The organism is Curtobacterium sp. AC273, assembly GCF_979253735.1.
The window spans coordinates 1-15,785 of sequence record NZ_CEEDDU010000003.1 but is presented as its reverse complement, the minus strand read 5'-3'; the positions used below and the strand labels follow the sequence as shown (position 1 = coordinate 15,785).

Below are 15,785 nucleotides of genomic sequence, written 5' to 3'. Positions count from 1 at the left end.
CCGATGCCCGCTAGTCTTGCCCGGTACGTTTCCGCACCGAGCACCCAGCTCGGCGATCTCTGGAGCTCCTCTTGGCACAGTCCTCCCGTCTCGACAGCGTCATCGCCCTGGCCAAGGGCCGCGGCTTCGTCTTCCAGTCGGGGGAGATCTACGGCGGATCCCGCTCCGCGTGGGACTACAGGCCCCTCGGTGTGGAGCTCAAGGAGAACATCAAGCGCCAGTGGTGGCAGCGGTTCGTCCGCGGCCGCGGTGACATGAAGGTCGGCCTCGACTCCGCCGTGATCCTGCCCCGCAAGGTGTGTGGAGGCCTCGGGTCACGTCGCGACCTTCACCGACCCGCTCGTCGAGTGCCTGCACTGCCACCACCGCTTCCGCGAGGACCACCTCATCGGGGCGTTCGAGGCGAAGAAGAACCGCGCGCCCGAGGGTGGCATGGCCGAGATCGCCTGCCCCAACTGCGGCACCCGCAGGCGGTGGACCGAGCCGCGCGAGTTCTCCGGCATGCTCAAGACCTACCTCGGCCCGGTCGAGTCGGAGGAGGGCCTGAACTTCCTCCGCCCCGAGACCGCGCAGGGCATCTTCGTCGACTTCGCGCAGGTCGTCACGACCAGCCGCATGAAGCCCCTGTTCGGCATCGGCCAGGTCGGCAAGGCGTTCCGCAACGAGATCACGCCCGGCAACTTCATCTTCCGCACCCGCGAGTTCGAGCAGATGGAGATCGAGTACTTCGTCCCGCCGGCCACCGCGCAGGAGCACTACGAGCAGTGGATCGCCGACTCGGTGGCATTCTTCACCGACCTCGGCATCGACCCGGAGAACCTGCGACGCTTCGACGTGCCGGACGGGGAGCGCGCGCACTACTCCGATGCCACCGCCGACATCGAGTACCGCTTCGGCTTCGCGGGCACCGAGTGGGGCGAGCTCATGGGGGTCGCGAACCGCACCGACTTCGACCTCAACAACCACATCGACTCGTCCGGCAAGGACCTCCGCTACTTCGACCAGGCCGCGAACGAGAAGTACGTGCCGTACGTGATCCGAGCCGTCGTTCGGCCTGACGCGTGCGCTCATGGCGTTCCTGCTCGACGCCTACCACGAGGACGAGGCCCTCAACGCGAAGGGCGGCGTCGACAAGCGCACCGTGCTGCGGCTCGACCCACGCCTGGCCCCGGTCAAGGCCGCGGTCCTGCCGCTGTCGCGGAACGAGCAGCTCTCGCCCGTCGCCCGCGGTCTCGCCGACGACCTGCGGAAGCACTGGAACGTCGACTTCGACGACGCCGGTGCGATCGGCCGTCGCTACCGTCGCCACGACGAGATCGGCACGCCGTTCTGCATCACGGTCGACTTCGACACGCTCGAGGACAAGGCCGTCACGGTGCGCGAGCGCGACACGATGTCGCAGGAGCGCGTGGCGCTCGACCAGTTGCAGGGGTACTCGGCGGCGAGGCTGCTCGGCGCGTAGGCGCGCAGGGTCGCTTCGAACCACGGAACCGACATCGAACCAGGGCGCAGGCCCGGTTCGATGTCGGTTCTCTGGTTCGATACGGGCTCCGGCGGCCGGCGGTCGGCGCCGGCACCGTACCGGGCGGAATAGGCACGCAACACGCGCGTTGCACCGAGCATGAACGACAGTGCTCTCAACGACGCCGTGAAGGTCGATGTCTGGTCCGACATCGCCTGCCCCTGGTGCTACATCGGCAAGCGGAAGTTCGAGGCCGGCGTCGCCGCCTTCGCCGCCACGGACAGCGCCCGCCCCGTCCAGGTCGAGTACCACTCCTTCGAGCTGAGCCCGGACACCCCCGTCGACTTCGAGGGCACCGAGGGCCGAGTTCCTCTCCGGCCACAAGGGCATGCCCGTCGACCAGGCGCAGCAGATGCTCGACCAGGTCACCGCCATCGCCGCGTCGGTCGACCTCGACTACGACTTCGAGTCGATGCACCACCAACACGGTGAAGGCGCACCAGGTCATCCACCTCGCCAAGCAGCAGGGCAAGCAGCTCGCGATGGTCGAGCGGCTCTTCGCCGCCTACTTCGAGCGTGGCGAGCACGTCGGCCAGGACGAGTCGCTCGCGGACCTCGCCGCCGAGGTCGGCCTCGACCGCGACGAGGTCCTCGCGACGCTGCGCGACGACTCCCAGCTCGCGGCGGTCCGCGACGACCAGGCCCAGGCGCAGGCGTACGGCATCAACGGCGTCCCGTTCTTCGTGATCGACGGCAAGTACGGCGTCTCCGGCGCGCAGGACCTCGGCGTTCGAGCAGGTGCTCACGCAGGTGGTCGCGTTGCGCGAGACGACCCCGTCGGACGTCGCGGACGCCGAGCAGCGTGCCGCCGAGGATGCGGCAGCCGACGCGGAGGCGACCCGATGACGGACGTCCGCCTGGCCGGCCAGACCGAGCCGCGCCTCCAGTCCGACACCGCCCTGGAGGTGCGCCCCGCCCTGCTCACGCTCGTCACGCCCGGCGGTGCGCCGGTCTGTGACGGTGACTCGTGCTTCGTGCCCGGCGCGGAGGGCGACTGGAGCGAGGTCCCCGACCGAGCCGACCCGCGCCGACGGGGTCCGTGCTAGCGGGCCGGTTCCTCGTCGGTGATGTCGGCGACCGTCGCGCCGTACGCGGCGACGAGGTCGTCGGCGTCGACGAACGCGCTGGCGCCCTGTCGACCGGCGCCGAGGGCGATGCGGCGACCGGTGATGCGTTCGTCGGCGTAGACCGGCAGGTCGCCCGTCACACCGATCGGCGTGATCGTGCCGCGTTCGTAGCCCGAGGCTTGAGTGCGGTGGCGGCGTCGGGCATCGAGAGCTTGTTGACGCCGACGACGGTGCGGAGCTTCTTCCACGCGATGCTGCGGCCACCGGGCACCAGTGCGAGCAGGAAGCCGCCGTCGTGCCGCTTGACGACCAGGGTCTTCACGATGTCGCCGGGGTCGATGCCGAGCAGCGCGGCGGCCCCGTGCAGGAGTCCGCTGCTGGCCGCGCGACGACCTCGACCCGGAGCCCGCGAGCGGTCGCGTCGGCGTCGAACCTGGTGCTGGCGTCGATGGTCATGGGGAGAACCACCGGCGAGCACCGACGTGGGAGAATGGGAGACGTATGACGATCACTGACGCACCCCGGGACGGCGACCCGTCCGGCGAAGCCCCTGCGCATCGGCCCCATCGAGGTCGACGTGCCGGTCGTCTCGCGCCGATGGCGGGCATCACGAACATGGCCTACCGCCGGCTCTGCCGCGAGTACGGCGCCGGCCTGTACGTGTGCGAGATGATCACCTCGCGCGCGCTCGTCGAACGGACGCCCGTGTCGATGCAGCTCATCCAGCACCACGAGTCCGAGAACCCGCGGTCGATCCAGCTGTACGGCGTCGAGCCGAACACGGTGGCCGAGGCCGCGACGATCCTGGTCGGCGAGGACCGTGCCGACCACATCGACCTGAACTTCGGGTGCCCGGTAGCCGAAGGTGACGCGCGCAAGGGCGGGGGAGCCGCCCTGCCCTGGAAGCTCGACCTCTTCAAGGAGCTCGTCACGAAGACCAGTGCGCGCCGCCGGTGACGTCCCTGGTCACGGTGAAGATGCGCAAGGGCATCGACAGCGACCACCTCACCTACCCCGACGCCGCCCGCATCGCGCGTGACGCCGGCGTCGCGGCGGTCTCGCTGCACGCCTACCGCGAACGAGCACTACACCGGGCACGCCGACTGGTCGGCGATCGCCACCCTGACCGAGGAGACCGTCACCACATCCCGATCCTCGGCAACGGCGACATCCTGGTCCGCCGCCGACGCGCTGCATGGTCGACGAGACCGGCGCGGACGGCGTCGTCGCCGGGCGCGGGTGCCCTCGGCCGGCCGTGGCTCTTCGGCGACCTCGCGGCGGCGTTCCGGGGCGAGGGCCTCCGCTACATGCCGTCCCTCGGCGAGGTCGCCGACGGCTTCCGCCGGCACGCCGAACTGCTCGTCGAGTTCTTCGGCTCGGAGGAGCACGGCTGCCGCGACATCCGGAAGCACGTGGCGTGGTACTTCAAGGGGTACCCGATCGGCAGCGACGTCCGGTCCTGGGCTCGCGATGGCGTCGAGCCTGCAGGAGATCGACGACCTGCTCGCGCAGCTCGACCACGACGCGCCGTACCCGCGCCGACGAGGGCCCCCGCGGCCGTGCGGGGCACCTGAAGCGCACCGCGCTGCCCGACCGCTGGCTCGAGTCCTGCGACGTCGACGGCGAGTTCCGCAAGGTCCTCGCCGCCGCCGAGCTGCACCACAAGCGGCGGATGAGCGCCACGAGCCTGTACGGGCCCGCCGACGCCGAGCGCTGGCTGCCCGAGACGCACGGCAACCGCCGCTCCGACTTCGCCCGCGACCGTGCCCGGCTGCTGCACTCCAGCGCGCTCCGCCGCCTGGCCGCGAAGACGCAGGTGCAATCCGACGACGCGCTCTGATCGGCGCGGAACTGCTCGACGCACTCGCTCGAGGACGTGCAGGTCGGCCGCGAGCTCGCCGACTCCCTGGGGGCTCGACCCCGACGTCGTCGACACCGCCCGCCTGGCGCACGACATCGGCCACCCGCCGTTCGGCACAACGGCGAGACCGCCGTGAACGCCTGGGCGGCTGACATCGGCGGGTTCGAGGGGAACGCGCAGACGCTGCGGCTCCTCACCTCCGGCTCGAGCCTGGGCCATCGGCCAGCGGTCCGGGCATCCGGCGACCGTCCCTACGGGCTGAACCTCACGCGTGCCCTTCCTCGACGCCAGCCGCAAGTACCCGTGGCCGGCGGCGCAGGGCGTCTCCGAGGCATCGTCCGACGCACGAAGTTCGGCTTCTACGACGACGACCACGACGCGTTCGAGTGGCTCCGCGCCGGCGCCCCCCGGCGGCAGCGCTGCATCGAGGCGCAGGTCATGGACCTCTCTGACGACATCGCGTACTCGGTGCACGACTTCGAGGACGCCGTCGTCGCGGGCTTCATCGACGTGGCCGCGCGCTGGGGGACCGGGTCGGCGAGAACGACATCGTCCGCCATGCACGCCTGGGTCGGGCCGACCTCTCCCGCGACGAGCTGCTCGAGGCCTTCGACCGGCTGCGGTCCCTGCCGCTGTGGATGACCTCGTACGACGGCTCCCTGCACGCCGCGCGGCTGAAGAACCTCACCTCGCAGCTCATCGGGCGCTTCGCACGGACGGCCACCACCGCGACGCGGGAGTCCTACGCGTCCGGGTCGCTCGTCCGGTTCGCCGCGTCGGTCGACACGCCGCCCGAGATCATCGGCGAGATCGCGGTGCTCAAGGGCATCGTCGCGGCGTTCGTCATGACGCAGGGCGACCGGCAGCCCGTGTACGAGGACCAGCTGGTGATCCCTGACCGAGCTGCTCGACGTCCTCGCCGCGAGCGGGAGCGCCGACCTCGAGCCGGGCTTCGTGGCCGACTGGCGTGCGGCGTCCGACGACGCCGGACGGCGTGCCGTGGTGGACCAGGTCGCGAGCCTGACCGACCAGGGGGCACTCGCCTGGCACAAGCGCCTCGTCGTGGGCGACCACGAGGCCGTCCACATCGCGGTCTTCGACCGGGTCCGGCTCGGTCAGCCGCTGTCACTGCACGAACTAGATCGAGGGGGTGGCTGGCAGGATCGCGCGGAACGACATCGACGAGGTCCGCGCGCGCGTCAACATCGCCGACATCGTGGGCGACTACGTCACCCTGAAGTCCGCCGGGGTCGGTTCACCTGGGTACCAGTTCTTCCACGACGAGCGGTCGTCGTTCCACGTGCGACCACAGGTCGGCCGGTACCACTGCTTCGGGTGCGGCGAGGACGGCGACGTCTTCGAGTTCATCATCAAGCAGGACCACACGACCTTCCAAGAAGCGGTCGAGCGGATGGCCGCGAAGATCGGCTTCACCTCCACTACGAAGAGGGCGACGGTCCCCGCACCGACTACAACCAGCGTGCGCGGTTGATCGCCGTGAACGAGGCAGCCTCGCCTTCTACCAGGCGCAGCTTCACCACCGCCGCGGCCGAGCCCGCCCGCCAGTTCCTCGGGAGCGCGGGTTCGACCCCGCGGCGGCGCAGCACTTCGGCGTGGGCTTCGCGCCGCAGTCGGCCGACGCCACGCGCGAGCACCCGCGGCCGCGGGTTCTCGATGGACGAGATCCCGCCGCGGCCTGCTGGCAGGGCGACCGGTCGCCCTACGACCGGTTCCGCGGGCGGCTGATGGGCCGGATCCGCGACGTCACCGGGGCGACCATCGGCCTGGCGCGCGTCGTCTGCTCGACGACGACAAGGGCCTGAAGTACCTCAACACGCCGGAGACCCTGATCTACCACAAGAGCCAGGTGCTCTACGGCTCGACCTCGCCCTGCGCGACATCTCGAAGCAGAAGCAGGTCGTCATCGTCGAGGGCTACACCGACGTGATGGCCTGTCACCTCGCGGGCATCACCACGGCGGTGGCCACGTGCGGCACCTCCTTCGGCGTCGACCACATCAAGGTGCTGCGCCCGATGCTCGGCGAGCCTGGCCGGGCCGACCCGAACGCCAACGGCGAGGTCGTCTTCACCTTCGACCCGGAGATCGCCGGCCAGCGCGCCGCCTCGCGCGCGTTCGCCGAGGAACAGCGGTTCGCCGCCCAGACGTGCCGTCGCGGCTGCGCCGGCGGACTCGACCCGTGCGACCTCGGCTTCAAGCTCGGGGGCGACGACGCCATCTGCCTTCGTCACGAACAAGCGCCTCGATGCTCGAGTTCATGATCCGCCGGACGCTCGACGGCCACGACCTCGAGACCGTCGAGGTCGGCCAGCGCGCTGCGCGCTGCCGCACCTGTCCTCGCCGGCATCCGCGACCGCCTGCCCACCCAGGAAGGCCGTGCGCGAACTCGCCGGCTGGCTCGGCATGGACATCCCCGACGTCCGTCGCGCGGTCGAGAACGCCCGGCAGCGCGCCGGCGCTGCGGGGGGCGGCACGACGAGCCTGGCCGAACAGCAAGGCCTGGTGCCCGTCGGGCAGGCCGGCCCCGGTGGCGAGCTGGCTGCCCCTCCAGAAGAGCCGATCGCGGCCCTGCCCTGCCGAACGACCCGATCACCCGCATGGAGCGCGACGCCGTGATGGCGATGTGCAGCAGCCGGGGCACGTCGGGGTCCTGCTCCTCGGCCTCGCCGCGTCGGCCACGTTCTCGGCACCGATGCTCTCGGTCGTGCGCGACGCGGTCGTGGCGAACGTCGACGCCGTCGGTGCGGGGGACTGCCTGACCGCCTGCTGCTGGACGTGCCGACGCCGTTCCGTGGCTCGGTGCAGGAGCTCGCGTCGCACCGATCCCGGCCCGCACCGACGAGGACCTGGCGCTCTACGCGCGGAGCATTGTCGTCGCGCTCGTGGAACGGGACCTGCTGGCCCGGAAGGCCTCGTTGCTCGGGCAGTTGCAGCGGGCGGACCCGAACGAGCAGGCCGACTCGTCGCCGAGATCCAGCGGCAGCTCGTCGACATCGATGCCCAGCGGATGCGGCTCCGCGCCGACGCCGAGGCCGCTTCCTAGGGGCAGACCTGCTCGGGCGCAATGGGCGCCTCGGCTCGCGGGCCTAGCTCGCGCGCCCGGCGCGCCCGGCTCTGCCCGCCGCCGAGATCGCACCTGGCGCCCATCGCCTGTGCCGAACCCTTCGTCGAAGCGGATCTCATCGCGCCGATCGCCGGCTCCAACTCGCCGAAGTGCGATCTCGCGCCAGCGATCGGGAACCTCAGCATCTCGCACGACACCGCCATCGGCACGGCGTCGAGTGGGCGGAACACGCCGTCGGGCGCCTGCCGGAGGGCGCCGAGCGTGACGGACTGGGCCTGCTCGGGCGCGCTCAGCGCTGCCGAGATCGCAGTTCTCGGCGCCGATCGCCGGTGCCGAACCCTGTCGAAGTGCGATCTGCACTGCGCCCGCGCCCCGCGCCCTGCGTCTGCACGCCTGCACGTGCCCGTGCCCGCGCCCGGACCTGCGCCCGCACGCCTGCACGTGCCCGCCCCCGCACGCCCGAACCCGCCCGCGCCCGCGCCCCCACCCGCGCGCACGCCCGCACGTGTCCGTGCCCGACCCGCGCCCTGCCCGGCCTGCTCCGCCTGGCCGCGCCTGCGGCCGGCGGCCCCGGCCCACGCCCCAGGGGCCACCCAGGTTGCACCACGCAACAATCGTGCGCGACGCGCCGCCGAACCGCACGATGATGCGCCACACGACGCACTCGTGCATTACAGCGGTGTAAACAAATCGCGCCGGGTTTGTTGCATTCCGTGACAGGGTGGTAGCAATGAGCGTTCTTGGCCGGGCACACAGACGATCCTCACTCGGCCGGGGCCCTTGCATTCACCACCGAGAGAGGCATCGAACATGGCATCCGTGTTCAAGAAGCACATGTTAGCCAGCGCGGCATCGTGCTCGGCGCCGGGGCAGCAGCGACGGCGTTGGTGTTCACCGGCTGCGCGGGCGGCAGCGTGAGCGACACCGACCTGAACGGCCTGAGCATCGGGACGACGGACAAGGTCGCGGTCGCCGACCTGGCCGGCTCGTACGACAACGGCTCCTTCGCCGTGCAGAACCAGGTGTTCCCGTTCCCGATGAACACCCCCGTCGGCAGTCCGGACGTCAAGCCGGACATCGCGACCAAGGGCGAGTTCACGAACGACACCACCTACACGGTGACGCTCAAGAAGGGCCTGAGCTCGCGAACGGAACCTGCCTGCCGCCGAGCGACGTGAAGCCTCGTTCGAGCGCGAGCTCAAGATCAACAACGAGAACGGCCCGCAGTCGTTGCTCGCCAACCTCAAGAGCACGACACGCCGACCATCACCCTCACCGTCGTGTTCAACCTCGACCACGCCGACCAGACCTGGCTGCAGGTGCTCTCGAGCCCCGCCGGTCCGATCGTCGACGAGGACGTCTTCAGCGCCGACAAGCCCAGCGCCGACGACATCGTCAAGGGCAAGGCGTTCGCCGGGCAGTACGAGATCACCTCGTACAAGGAGAACCAGCTCATCCAAGGTGAACAAGAAGCACGACGGGCTCCTCGGCAAGGCGAAGACCGGGATCTATGCGACTATGAATTACTGGGCGTAACGGCGATGACCGACCTCAAGCTCGCCGTGCAGAAGGGCGACGTCGACGTGGCGTACCGCTCGCTGACGCCGACGGACATCGACCTCCGCAAGGACGACTCCCTGAACGTGACGGACGGCCCCGGCGGCGAGATCCGCTACGTCGTCTTCAACTTCAAGATGCAGCCGGCCGGCACCGGCAAGTCCGACGCCGACACGGCGAAGGCCCTCGCGGTGCGCCAGGTGGTCGCGGACGTCGTCGACCGTGACGCACTCGCGAAGGAGGTCTACAACGACACCTTCACGCCGCTGTACTCGATGGTGCTGGACGGCTCAATGGTGCCGCGACGCCGTTCAAGTCGCTCTACGGCGACGGTGACGGCGCCCCGGACCTCGACAAGGCGAAGAAGACCGCCGACGCCGGCGTGACGGGCAAGATCGAGCTCAACATCCAGTACGCCCCGGACCACTACGGTTCGGCGCTGGCCGACGAGTACGCACTGCTGAAGACGCAGCTCGAGAAGTCGGGCCTGTTCACCGTGAACATCCAGTCGACGGTCTACACGACCTACGCCCAGGAGCGCACGAAGGACGCCTACTCCGAGTACCAGCTCGGCTGGTTCCCGGACTTCTCGACGCCGACAACTACCTGTCGCCGTTCTTCACGAAGGAGAACTTCGTGCAGAACCACTACGACGACGCGGTCATCCAGGACTTCATCGCCAAGGAGCAGGCGGAGTCGGACCTTCGACAAGCGCGCTGATCTTCATCGAGCAGGCCCAGCAGCGTGAGGCCGAGCAGATCTCGACCCTGCCGCTCCTGCAGGGCAAGTCGGTCGCGGCCGCGAACAAGGACGTCAAGGGCCTGAAGCTCGACGCCTCGTTCAAGTTCCGGTACGCCACGCTCTCGAAGTAGTCAGCAGCACCACACACCGAACGGAGGAGCCAGGGCGTTCTCACGAAGAACGCCCCCTGGCCACGTCCTCTCGAAAGGCACCCCACACCGTGACCTCAGCACCCCTGAGGCGACGCAGGACGTGAATCGCGCCGATCCGACCAAGCCACAGTACAACGCAGTGCCAAGAGCAGCGGCGGCGGACTCGGCCGGTACGTCTTCGCCTTATTCCTCCCTCATCTTCCCGACCGTCTTCATCCTGGTGACGCTCGCCTTCCTGATGCGCGTCATCGGGAACCCGATCACGGCGTCGGTCGGCGGCCGGCTCACCCCGGACCAGCCAGGAACGCCTGCACGCGGCCGGGTACGACCGTCCCGTGTTCGTGCAGTACTCGAGTACCGGCAACATCCTCCGCGGCGACTTCGGCACGACCTCGACGGACAACCGCCCGATCACCGAGATCATCGTCACGTACGGCGGCGCGACCGCCGAGCTCGTGTTCTACGCGCTCATCGTCGCCCTCGTGCTCGGCATCCCGCTCGGCATGCTCGCCGCGCGCTACGTGCGCGACAAGTGGCCGGACGTGCTGTTCCGGGCGCTCGCGATCCTGACGTACGCGACGCCGGTGTTCTTCGGCGGTCTGCTGCTCAAGCTCGTCTTCTCGGTGTGGCTCGGCTGGCTCCCGCTGGGCGACCGTGCGTCCACCCGAGGTGGAGCTCGTCCTCGACCGGATCCCCGGTGCGACGGGCATCTACATCATCGACGCGCTCCGCACCGGCAACGCCGAGATCATCACCGACGTGCTCGCGCACGCGGTGCTGCCCGCGCTGACGCTCGGTCTGCTCACCGCCGGCATCTTCCTGCGGCTGGTGCGCGCCAACATGATCGGTTCGCTCGGTTCCGAGTACGTGGACGCGGCCCGCTCGCGCGGCGTCCGGGAGGCGCGGCTCGTCCGGACGCACGCCTTCCGTCCGGCGCTGGTCCCGATCATCACCGTGATGGGGCTGCAGATCGCCATGCTGCTGGGTGGGTCGGTGCTCACCGAGACCACCTTCGGGTGGCGCGGGCTCGGCTTCGAGCTCAACCAGTACCTGTCGGCCCGCGACTTCGTCGCGGTCCAGGGCATCGTCGCGATGCTCGCGGTCATCGTCGCGGTGACGAACTTCGTCGTCGACGTCGTCGCCGCCCTCATCGACCCGAGTGAGGTTCTAGAGATGGCTGACACCTCCCTCGTCGACCGCCACGAGCCGCTCTGGAAGCGGCTGCCCGTCGTGGTCCAGCTGCGCCGGAGCACCGGCTGGCAGCGCGCCATGCTCATCACCGGCGTGGTCATCTGCGCCCTCTACATCATCGTCGCGGTGGCAGCGCCGCTCATCGCCCCGTACGGCTTCGGCCAGCTCCAGGGCGCGGACGGCGTCAGCTTCCCGCGCACCGGCGAGCCGAGCGCGACCCACATCTGGGGCACCACGGTCGGTGGCTTCGACGTGTTCAGCCGCGTCGTCTACGGCGCCCGCACCGCGGTCCTCGGTCATCGTGGCCGTCGTCGTGTCGATCATCGTCGGCGTCCTGCTCGGCATGGTGTCCGGCTACCTCGGCGGCTGGCTCGACCGGGTCCTCGTCGTGGTCGCGGACGCGATCTACGCGTTCCCGTCGCTGCTCCTCGCGATCGTCGTCTCGATCGTCATCTCGGGCGGCAACTCGAGCTACGCCGGCGGCATCATCGCCGCGGCGATCTCGATCACGGTCGTGTACGTCCCGCAGTACTTCCGGGTCGTCCGTGCCGAGGCCGTGCGCCTGAAGAACGAGGCGTTCGTCGAGTCCGCCCGCGTGCTCGGCACGAACCCGTGGCGGATCATGACGCGCCACGTCCTGCCGGAACTCGACGCGCTCCTGCCGCTGATCCTGACGCTCAACGCGAGCGACCGCGATCCTGACCCTCGCGGGCCTCGGCTTCCTGGGCTTCGGCATCGGCCCGACCAGCGGTGCGGAGTGGGATACGACCTCAGCCGCGCGCTGTCCGACGTCGCGTCCGGTGTCTGGTGGACCGGTACTACTGCGGGTGTCGCGATCGTGGTGCTCGTCCTCGGTGTCACGTTCATCGGCGAGAGCCTCAACGACATCTCGGACCCGCGTCTGCGTGCTCGCCGGCGCTTGAAGCAGCTGGTGTCCCGCAAGCAGGCCAGCAGCACGGAAGGGGCGACCGCATGACGGACGCAACCGGCCAGCCGGGCGCCACCACGCGCGCCTCCAGGCAGGCGACACCACCACCGAACCGGTCGCCGTCGTCGACGACCTGACCGTCACCTTCGCGACCGACGGCGGCGCCGTCGACGCGGTGAAGGGCGTCAGCCTCGACGTCCGGCCGGGCGAGGTCCTCGCCCTGGTCGGCGAGTCCGGTTCCGGCAAGTCCCAGGTCACGGCCCGGAGCAGCTCCGGCTCATGCCGGAGACCGCGACGCTCGGGGGTGCCGTCTACCTCGACGGCACGGACGTGCTAGCCGATCGGCGCGCAGAAGCTCCGCAGCAGCGCGGCACGGCAGGAGCCACATGGTGTTCCAGGAACCGAGCACCGCCCTCAACCCGGTCTTCACGGTCGGGTGGCAGATCGCCGAGGGCCTCCGGGCGCACGGCGGCGTCTCCCGAAAGGAAGCCCGCGCGAAGGCGATCATCACCCGTCGTGTCGGCATCCCCGACCCCGAGACCCGCGTCGACCACTACCTGCACCAGTTCTCCGGTGGGCAGAAGCAGCGCGTGGTCAATGCGAGCGCCCTCGCGCTCGAGCCGAGCGTCATCGCCGACGAGCCGACCACGGCCCTCGACGTGACGGTGCAGGCGGAGATCCTCGACCTGCTCCGCCGCTGCCGCGACGAGTTCGGCGCCGCGATCGTGATCATCACGCACAACATGGGCGTGGTCGCCGACCTGGCCGACCGCGTCGCCGTGATGTACCAGGGCGAGGTCGTCGAAGAGGCCCCGGTCGCGCAGCTGTTCGCGCCGCAGGCCGACTACACGAAGCGCCTGCTCGCCGCCGTGCCCCGGCTCGAGGCCTCGACCGGCACCGCCCGGCGCGCCGCGATCACCGAGGACGTCGAACTGCTCGTCCGGGCGACCGGCCTCGAGATCGAGTACCCGGGCCGCCTCGGTGCGCACGCGTTCAAGGCCGTGAAGGGCGTCGACCTCGCCATCCGCCCCGGTGAGGTCCTCGGTCTGGTGGGGAGTCCGGCCGGGCAAGACCACCATCGGCCGCGCGATCGCCGGACTCACCCGGATCACCGGGGGCTCCCTCGAGGTGCTCGGCACCGAGATGCTCGGCTACAAGGAGCGCGACTTCAAGCGGCACCGCAAGGACATCGGGTTCGGTCTTCCAGGACCCGGCGACCTCGTTCAACCCGCTGCTCACCATCGCGGAGTGCGTCGCGGAGCCGCTGGTCGCACGAGTCGTCCAGCCCGCGCGGCCCGCAAGCGCGTCGGCGAGCTGCTCGAGATGGTGCAGCCGCCCGCGGCGTACGGCGACCGCTACCTGCACGAACTCTCCGGCGGCCAGCGACAGCGCGCCTCGCTCGCGCGCTCGATGGCGCTCCGTCCGAAGCCCTCATCGCCGACGAACCGACGAGCGCGCTCGACGTGTCCGTGCAGGCGCGGCGGGTGCTCGAACTGTTCCTCGAGCTCCAGCAGGACCTCGGGTTCGCGTCGCTGTTCATCAGCCACGACCTCGCCGTCGTGGGCGCGCTCTCCGACCGATCGCCGTGCTGTACCGCGGCGACCTGGTGGAGACGGCACCACGGCCGAGGTCCTCGGCGCACCGCAGCACCCCTACACGCAGCGGCTCCTGGCCTCCCTGCCGGTCCCGGACCCGGCGGAACAGGCGGAGCGACGGCGTACGCTGGTCGAACTGGAGAACGCCGGGTCCTGACCCGACGCGACCATCTCTGGAGGTGCGCCAGGCCGTCGACGCGCCGCGCCTCCAGGCGGTCACCTCCACCGCACCACGCACGACGGACGGGTTCCCACCGGTCCGTCGCGAACCCGCGCCAGGGGGCGGCGCGGAAGGGGACCCATGATCGCGGTGAACGGACCGGGCGGTCGTCGCAGACGACGTGTCGATCGAGTACCGGAGCGGACGGGGGACGGACGCGATCCGGGCCGTCGACGGCGTGAGCCTGACGGCCCGCCAGGAGATCCTCGCCGTGCTCGGCGAGTCCGGGTCCGGCAAGTCGACGCCTGCCGCTGCCGTCATGGACAGCTCGGGGTCGCCGGCGAGGGGGCGAGGGCGCCCACCGCCGCCACATCGTCGGGGGCGAACTGACCGTGCTCGGGCAGGTGCGACCCGGAGCCTGCGGCCGACGTCGCGAAGGCCGAGCGGCTCACCGGCCGCATCGGTACCTGCCGCAGGACGGCGCGGACCGGCTCAGCCCCGACCTCACCGTCGGCGAAGCGATCGCCGAACTGATCTACGCCCGCGACTGCCGGTTCGACCGGAAGGAAGCCGGGCTCATCGTCGCGCGCCTGGTCGACGCCGTGCACCTGCCGCTCGGGGGTGATGCGCCTCAACACGTATTCTCCAGCGGCAGCGACAGCGCGTCGCCCTGGCCCGGGCGCTCGTGCTCGAGCCGCAGCTCCTGGTCGCCGACGAACCCGCTCGCGGCGTCGACGCTCGTCCGGCAGCGGTGCTCGAGGCACTGCGACCCTGCAGCGGAACTGCCAAGCTCCTCCGCCGTCGTCGTGTCGAGCGACCTCCGCGAGGCCCGCGCCCTCGCCGACCGGGTCGCGATCATGGCCGAGAGCCGACTCGTCGGCCTCGGCACCCTGGACGAGGTACTCGACAACCCCGTCGACCCCTACGTGAAGACGCTCGCCGCCACCGCGGCACGTCCGGTGAAGCGCCGCCCCGCGGTCGCTGCCGCTCCGCGCCGCTTCATCGGCGCCCCGCCGCCCGGTGTCCCGCGGGACCGGCCCCCGAACCGACCGGTCAGGAGAACGCGTGAGCACGTCCGTCGTGGGGAACGGTGCGGGTGCCCGTGGGCACCGTGCCGTCGTGACCGATGCCGGGGCGGCGCTGCCGATCGCCCCGCCGACCGCCGGACCGGTGGCGATCCTGCCCACCGCGGCGGAGCTGCACGTGCAGGCCGTCACCGACGCCGGGGGGACCGTCGCCCCGCTGGACGCGGACATCTGCGGCTCGGCTCGACCTCGCGACCCATCCGGCCCTCGCGGAGGCCCTCGACACGACGCCGGGCGTCGGCTGGGTGCAGCTGCCGTTCGCCGGGGTCGACGCCTTCGCCGACCTCATCGCGGCGCACGGCGACCGCGTGCTGTTCACCTCCGCCAAGCGGTGCGTACGCCGAGCCCGTCGCCGAGCACGCCCGCGCTGACCCTCGGCACACTGCGGGTGTTGCAGAAGCGTGCCCGCGCCCGCTCGTGGGCGACCGAGCCCGAGGGCGTCTCGCTCTACGGCCGGAACGTCGTCGTGATCGGCGCCGGCGGCATCGCACTCGAGTACATCCGGCTGCTCGCGCCGTTCGAGGTCTCCGTCACGGTGGCCGTCGCTCGGCGTCCCCCGGTCGAGGGCGCGGACCGGACGGTGCGACGGACCAGCTCGACGAGGTCCTGCCGGACGCCGACGTCGTGATGATCGCCGCGGCGATGACCTCCGGCACCGCCAAGCTGTTCGGTCCGCGCCAGTTCGCGCTCATGAAGCCATCGGCGCGCCTGGTGAACATCGCCCGCGGTGGGTTTGTCGACACGGATGCGCTGGTTTGAAGCGGCGCACGAAAACGCGAAAGCGTTTCACGATAAATGCGAAAACGGTTAAACACCTGCATCTGAGGGGTAACCGAACCAGCG

The 15,785-nt window shown here is 70.6% G+C and carries 19 protein-coding genes and 7 pseudogenes; 23 read left to right on the top strand and 3 right to left on the bottom strand.

Annotated elements, in window-relative coordinates:
* Positions 1-71 precede the first annotated feature (71 nt).
* The 3 genes and pseudogenes from ACZ8AI_RS04710 (at position 72) to ACZ8AI_RS04700 (ending at position 2,568) form a co-directional block, all read left to right on the top strand.
* Positions 72-1,462, top strand: a pseudogene (locus tag ACZ8AI_RS04710) (glycine--tRNA ligase).
* A 159-nt stretch (positions 1,463-1,621) separates the two neighbouring features.
* Positions 1,622-2,368 (top strand): annotated as a pseudogene (locus ACZ8AI_RS04705) (DsbA family oxidoreductase).
* Positions 2,365-2,568: a hypothetical protein gene (locus ACZ8AI_RS04700; RefSeq protein WP_464856923.1), complete on the top strand. Its 204-nt coding sequence runs from the start codon at positions 2,365-2,367 to the stop codon at positions 2,566-2,568. Before ACZ8AI_RS04705 ends, ACZ8AI_RS04700 begins: the two are co-directional and overlap by 4 nt.
* Here ACZ8AI_RS04700 and ACZ8AI_RS04695 read toward each other — a convergent pair.
* Positions 2,565-3,045 (bottom strand): annotated as a pseudogene (locus tag ACZ8AI_RS04695) (aminoacyl-tRNA deacylase). The gene ACZ8AI_RS04700 and the pseudogene ACZ8AI_RS04695 sit on opposite strands and share 4 nt — an antisense overlap.
* Before the next feature lie 45 nt (positions 3,046-3,090).
* On the opposite strand from ACZ8AI_RS04695, the gene ACZ8AI_RS04690 reads away from it, so the two are divergent.
* From ACZ8AI_RS04690 to ACZ8AI_RS04605, 18 genes and pseudogenes are all read left to right on the top strand, one after another.
* Positions 3,091-3,546, top strand: a complete 456-nt coding sequence (locus tag ACZ8AI_RS04690) for a tRNA-dihydrouridine synthase (protein WP_464856921.1) — start codon at positions 3,091-3,093, stop codon at positions 3,544-3,546.
* On the top strand, positions 3,543-4,163 hold the full coding sequence (locus ACZ8AI_RS04685; RefSeq protein ID WP_464856919.1) for a tRNA-dihydrouridine synthase: 621 nt from the start codon (positions 3,543-3,545) through the stop codon (positions 4,161-4,163). Before ACZ8AI_RS04690 ends, ACZ8AI_RS04685 begins: the two co-directional genes overlap by 4 nt.
* Positions 4,164-4,261: 98 nt before the next feature.
* Entirely contained in the window at positions 4,262-4,429 is a 168-nt protein-coding gene (locus tag ACZ8AI_RS04680; protein ID WP_464856917.1) for a hypothetical protein, read from the top strand.
* A 36-nt stretch (positions 4,430-4,465) separates the two neighbouring features.
* Positions 4,466-5,092, top strand: coding sequence for a hypothetical protein (locus ACZ8AI_RS04675; protein WP_464856915.1), 627 nt, complete (start codon positions 4,466-4,468; stop codon positions 5,090-5,092).
* A gap of 574 nt (positions 5,093-5,666) precedes the next feature.
* On the top strand, positions 5,667-5,942 hold the full coding sequence (locus tag ACZ8AI_RS04670) for a CHC2 zinc finger domain-containing protein (RefSeq protein WP_464856913.1): 276 nt from the start codon (positions 5,667-5,669) through the stop codon (positions 5,940-5,942).
* Positions 5,943-6,027: 85 nt separating this feature from the next.
* A pseudogene (locus ACZ8AI_RS04665) lies at positions 6,028-6,273 on the top strand (hypothetical protein); the annotation flags it as partial.
* Entirely contained in the window at positions 6,249-6,398 is a 150-nt protein-coding gene (locus ACZ8AI_RS04660; RefSeq protein ID WP_464857189.1) for a hypothetical protein, read from the top strand. The pseudogene ACZ8AI_RS04665 and the gene ACZ8AI_RS04660, both read left to right, overlap by 25 nt.
* Positions 6,398-6,730, top strand: coding sequence for a toprim domain-containing protein (locus ACZ8AI_RS04655; RefSeq protein WP_464856911.1), 333 nt, complete (start codon positions 6,398-6,400; stop codon positions 6,728-6,730). The genes ACZ8AI_RS04660 and ACZ8AI_RS04655 overlap by 1 nt, the downstream gene beginning before the upstream one ends.
* A gap of 115 nt (positions 6,731-6,845) precedes the next feature.
* The gene (locus ACZ8AI_RS04650) at positions 6,846-7,085 is read left to right on the top strand and encodes a hypothetical protein (RefSeq protein ID WP_464856909.1); all 240 of its coding nucleotides are present in this window, start codon (positions 6,846-6,848) and stop codon (positions 7,083-7,085) included.
* 7 nt (positions 7,086-7,092) lie between these two features.
* Complete coding sequence (locus tag ACZ8AI_RS04645) at positions 7,093-7,512, top strand: hypothetical protein (RefSeq protein WP_464856907.1); 420 nt, start codon at positions 7,093-7,095, stop codon at positions 7,510-7,512.
* Between the two features lie 875 nt (positions 7,513-8,387).
* A complete protein-coding gene (locus ACZ8AI_RS04640; protein ID WP_464856905.1) occupies positions 8,388-8,711 on the top strand; it encodes a hypothetical protein in 324 nt (107 codons plus the stop codon).
* Positions 8,712-8,813: 102 nt separating this feature from the next.
* Entirely contained in the window at positions 8,814-9,476 is a 663-nt protein-coding gene (locus tag ACZ8AI_RS04635; RefSeq protein ID WP_464856903.1) for an ABC transporter substrate-binding protein, read from the top strand.
* Positions 9,473-9,838, top strand: a complete 366-nt coding sequence (locus ACZ8AI_RS04630) for a hypothetical protein (protein WP_464856901.1) — start codon at positions 9,473-9,475, stop codon at positions 9,836-9,838. Before ACZ8AI_RS04635 ends, ACZ8AI_RS04630 begins: the two co-directional genes overlap by 4 nt.
* A gap of 289 nt (positions 9,839-10,127) precedes the next feature.
* Positions 10,128-11,141, top strand: a pseudogene (locus tag ACZ8AI_RS04625) (ABC transporter permease); the annotation flags it as partial.
* A 15-nt stretch (positions 11,142-11,156) separates the two neighbouring features.
* A pseudogene (locus ACZ8AI_RS04620) lies at positions 11,157-12,150 on the top strand (ABC transporter permease).
* A 127-nt stretch (positions 12,151-12,277) separates the two neighbouring features.
* Positions 12,278-12,439, top strand: a complete 162-nt coding sequence (locus ACZ8AI_RS04615; protein WP_464856899.1) for an ATP-binding cassette domain-containing protein — start codon at positions 12,278-12,280, stop codon at positions 12,437-12,439.
* A gap of 49 nt (positions 12,440-12,488) precedes the next feature.
* Positions 12,489-12,692: pseudogene (locus ACZ8AI_RS04610) on the top strand (glutathione ABC transporter ATP-binding protein); the annotation flags it as partial.
* Between the two features lie 442 nt (positions 12,693-13,134).
* Positions 13,135-13,854 carry an ATP-binding cassette domain-containing protein gene (locus ACZ8AI_RS04605; protein ID WP_464857187.1) on the top strand — a complete coding sequence of 240 codons (720 nt, stop codon included), beginning with the start codon at positions 13,135-13,137 and terminating at the stop codon, positions 13,852-13,854.
* 320 nt (positions 13,855-14,174) lie between these two features.
* Here the strand turns inward: ACZ8AI_RS04605 and ACZ8AI_RS04600 are convergent, their stop codons facing one another.
* On the bottom strand, positions 14,175-14,465 hold the full coding sequence (locus ACZ8AI_RS04600; RefSeq protein WP_464856897.1) for a hypothetical protein: 291 nt from the start codon (positions 14,463-14,465) through the stop codon (positions 14,175-14,177).
* A gap of 23 nt (positions 14,466-14,488) precedes the next feature.
* Positions 14,489-14,716 carry a hypothetical protein gene (locus ACZ8AI_RS04595; RefSeq protein ID WP_464856895.1) on the bottom strand — a complete coding sequence of 76 codons (228 nt, stop codon included), beginning with the start codon at positions 14,714-14,716 and terminating at the stop codon, positions 14,489-14,491.
* A 206-nt stretch (positions 14,717-14,922) separates the two neighbouring features.
* On the opposite strand from ACZ8AI_RS04595, the gene ACZ8AI_RS04590 reads away from it, so the two are divergent.
* On the top strand, positions 14,923-15,570 hold the full coding sequence (locus ACZ8AI_RS04590) for an NAD-binding protein (protein WP_464856893.1): 648 nt from the start codon (positions 14,923-14,925) through the stop codon (positions 15,568-15,570).
* A complete protein-coding gene (locus ACZ8AI_RS04585) occupies positions 15,570-15,701 on the top strand; it encodes an NAD(P)-dependent oxidoreductase (RefSeq protein ID WP_464856891.1) in 132 nt (43 codons plus the stop codon). The genes ACZ8AI_RS04590 and ACZ8AI_RS04585 overlap by 1 nt, the downstream gene beginning before the upstream one ends.
* Positions 15,702-15,785 lie beyond the last annotated feature (84 nt).

What these genes read in the sequence shown, in the direction of transcription:
- ACZ8AI_RS04700 (WP_464856923.1), top strand. Translation starts at nt 2,365, where the DNA reads ATGACGGACGTCCGCCTGGCCGGCCAGACCGAGCCGCGCCTCCAGTCC.
- ACZ8AI_RS04690 (WP_464856921.1), top strand. Translation starts at nt 3,091, where the DNA reads ATGACGATCACTGACGCACCCCGGGACGGCGACCCGTCCGGCGAAGCC.
- ACZ8AI_RS04680 (WP_464856917.1), top strand. Translation starts at nt 4,262, where the DNA reads ATGAGCGCCACGAGCCTGTACGGGCCCGCCGACGCCGAGCGCTGGCTG.
- ACZ8AI_RS04655 (WP_464856911.1), top strand. Translation starts at nt 6,398, where the DNA reads ATGGCCTGTCACCTCGCGGGCATCACCACGGCGGTGGCCACGTGCGGC.
- ACZ8AI_RS04595 (WP_464856895.1), bottom strand. Translation starts at nt 14,716, where the DNA reads ATGATCGCGACCCGGTCGGCGAGGGCGCGGGCCTCGCGGAGGTCGCTC.
- ACZ8AI_RS04585 (WP_464856891.1), top strand. Translation starts at nt 15,570, where the DNA reads ATGATCGCCGCGGCGATGACCTCCGGCACCGCCAAGCTGTTCGGTCCG.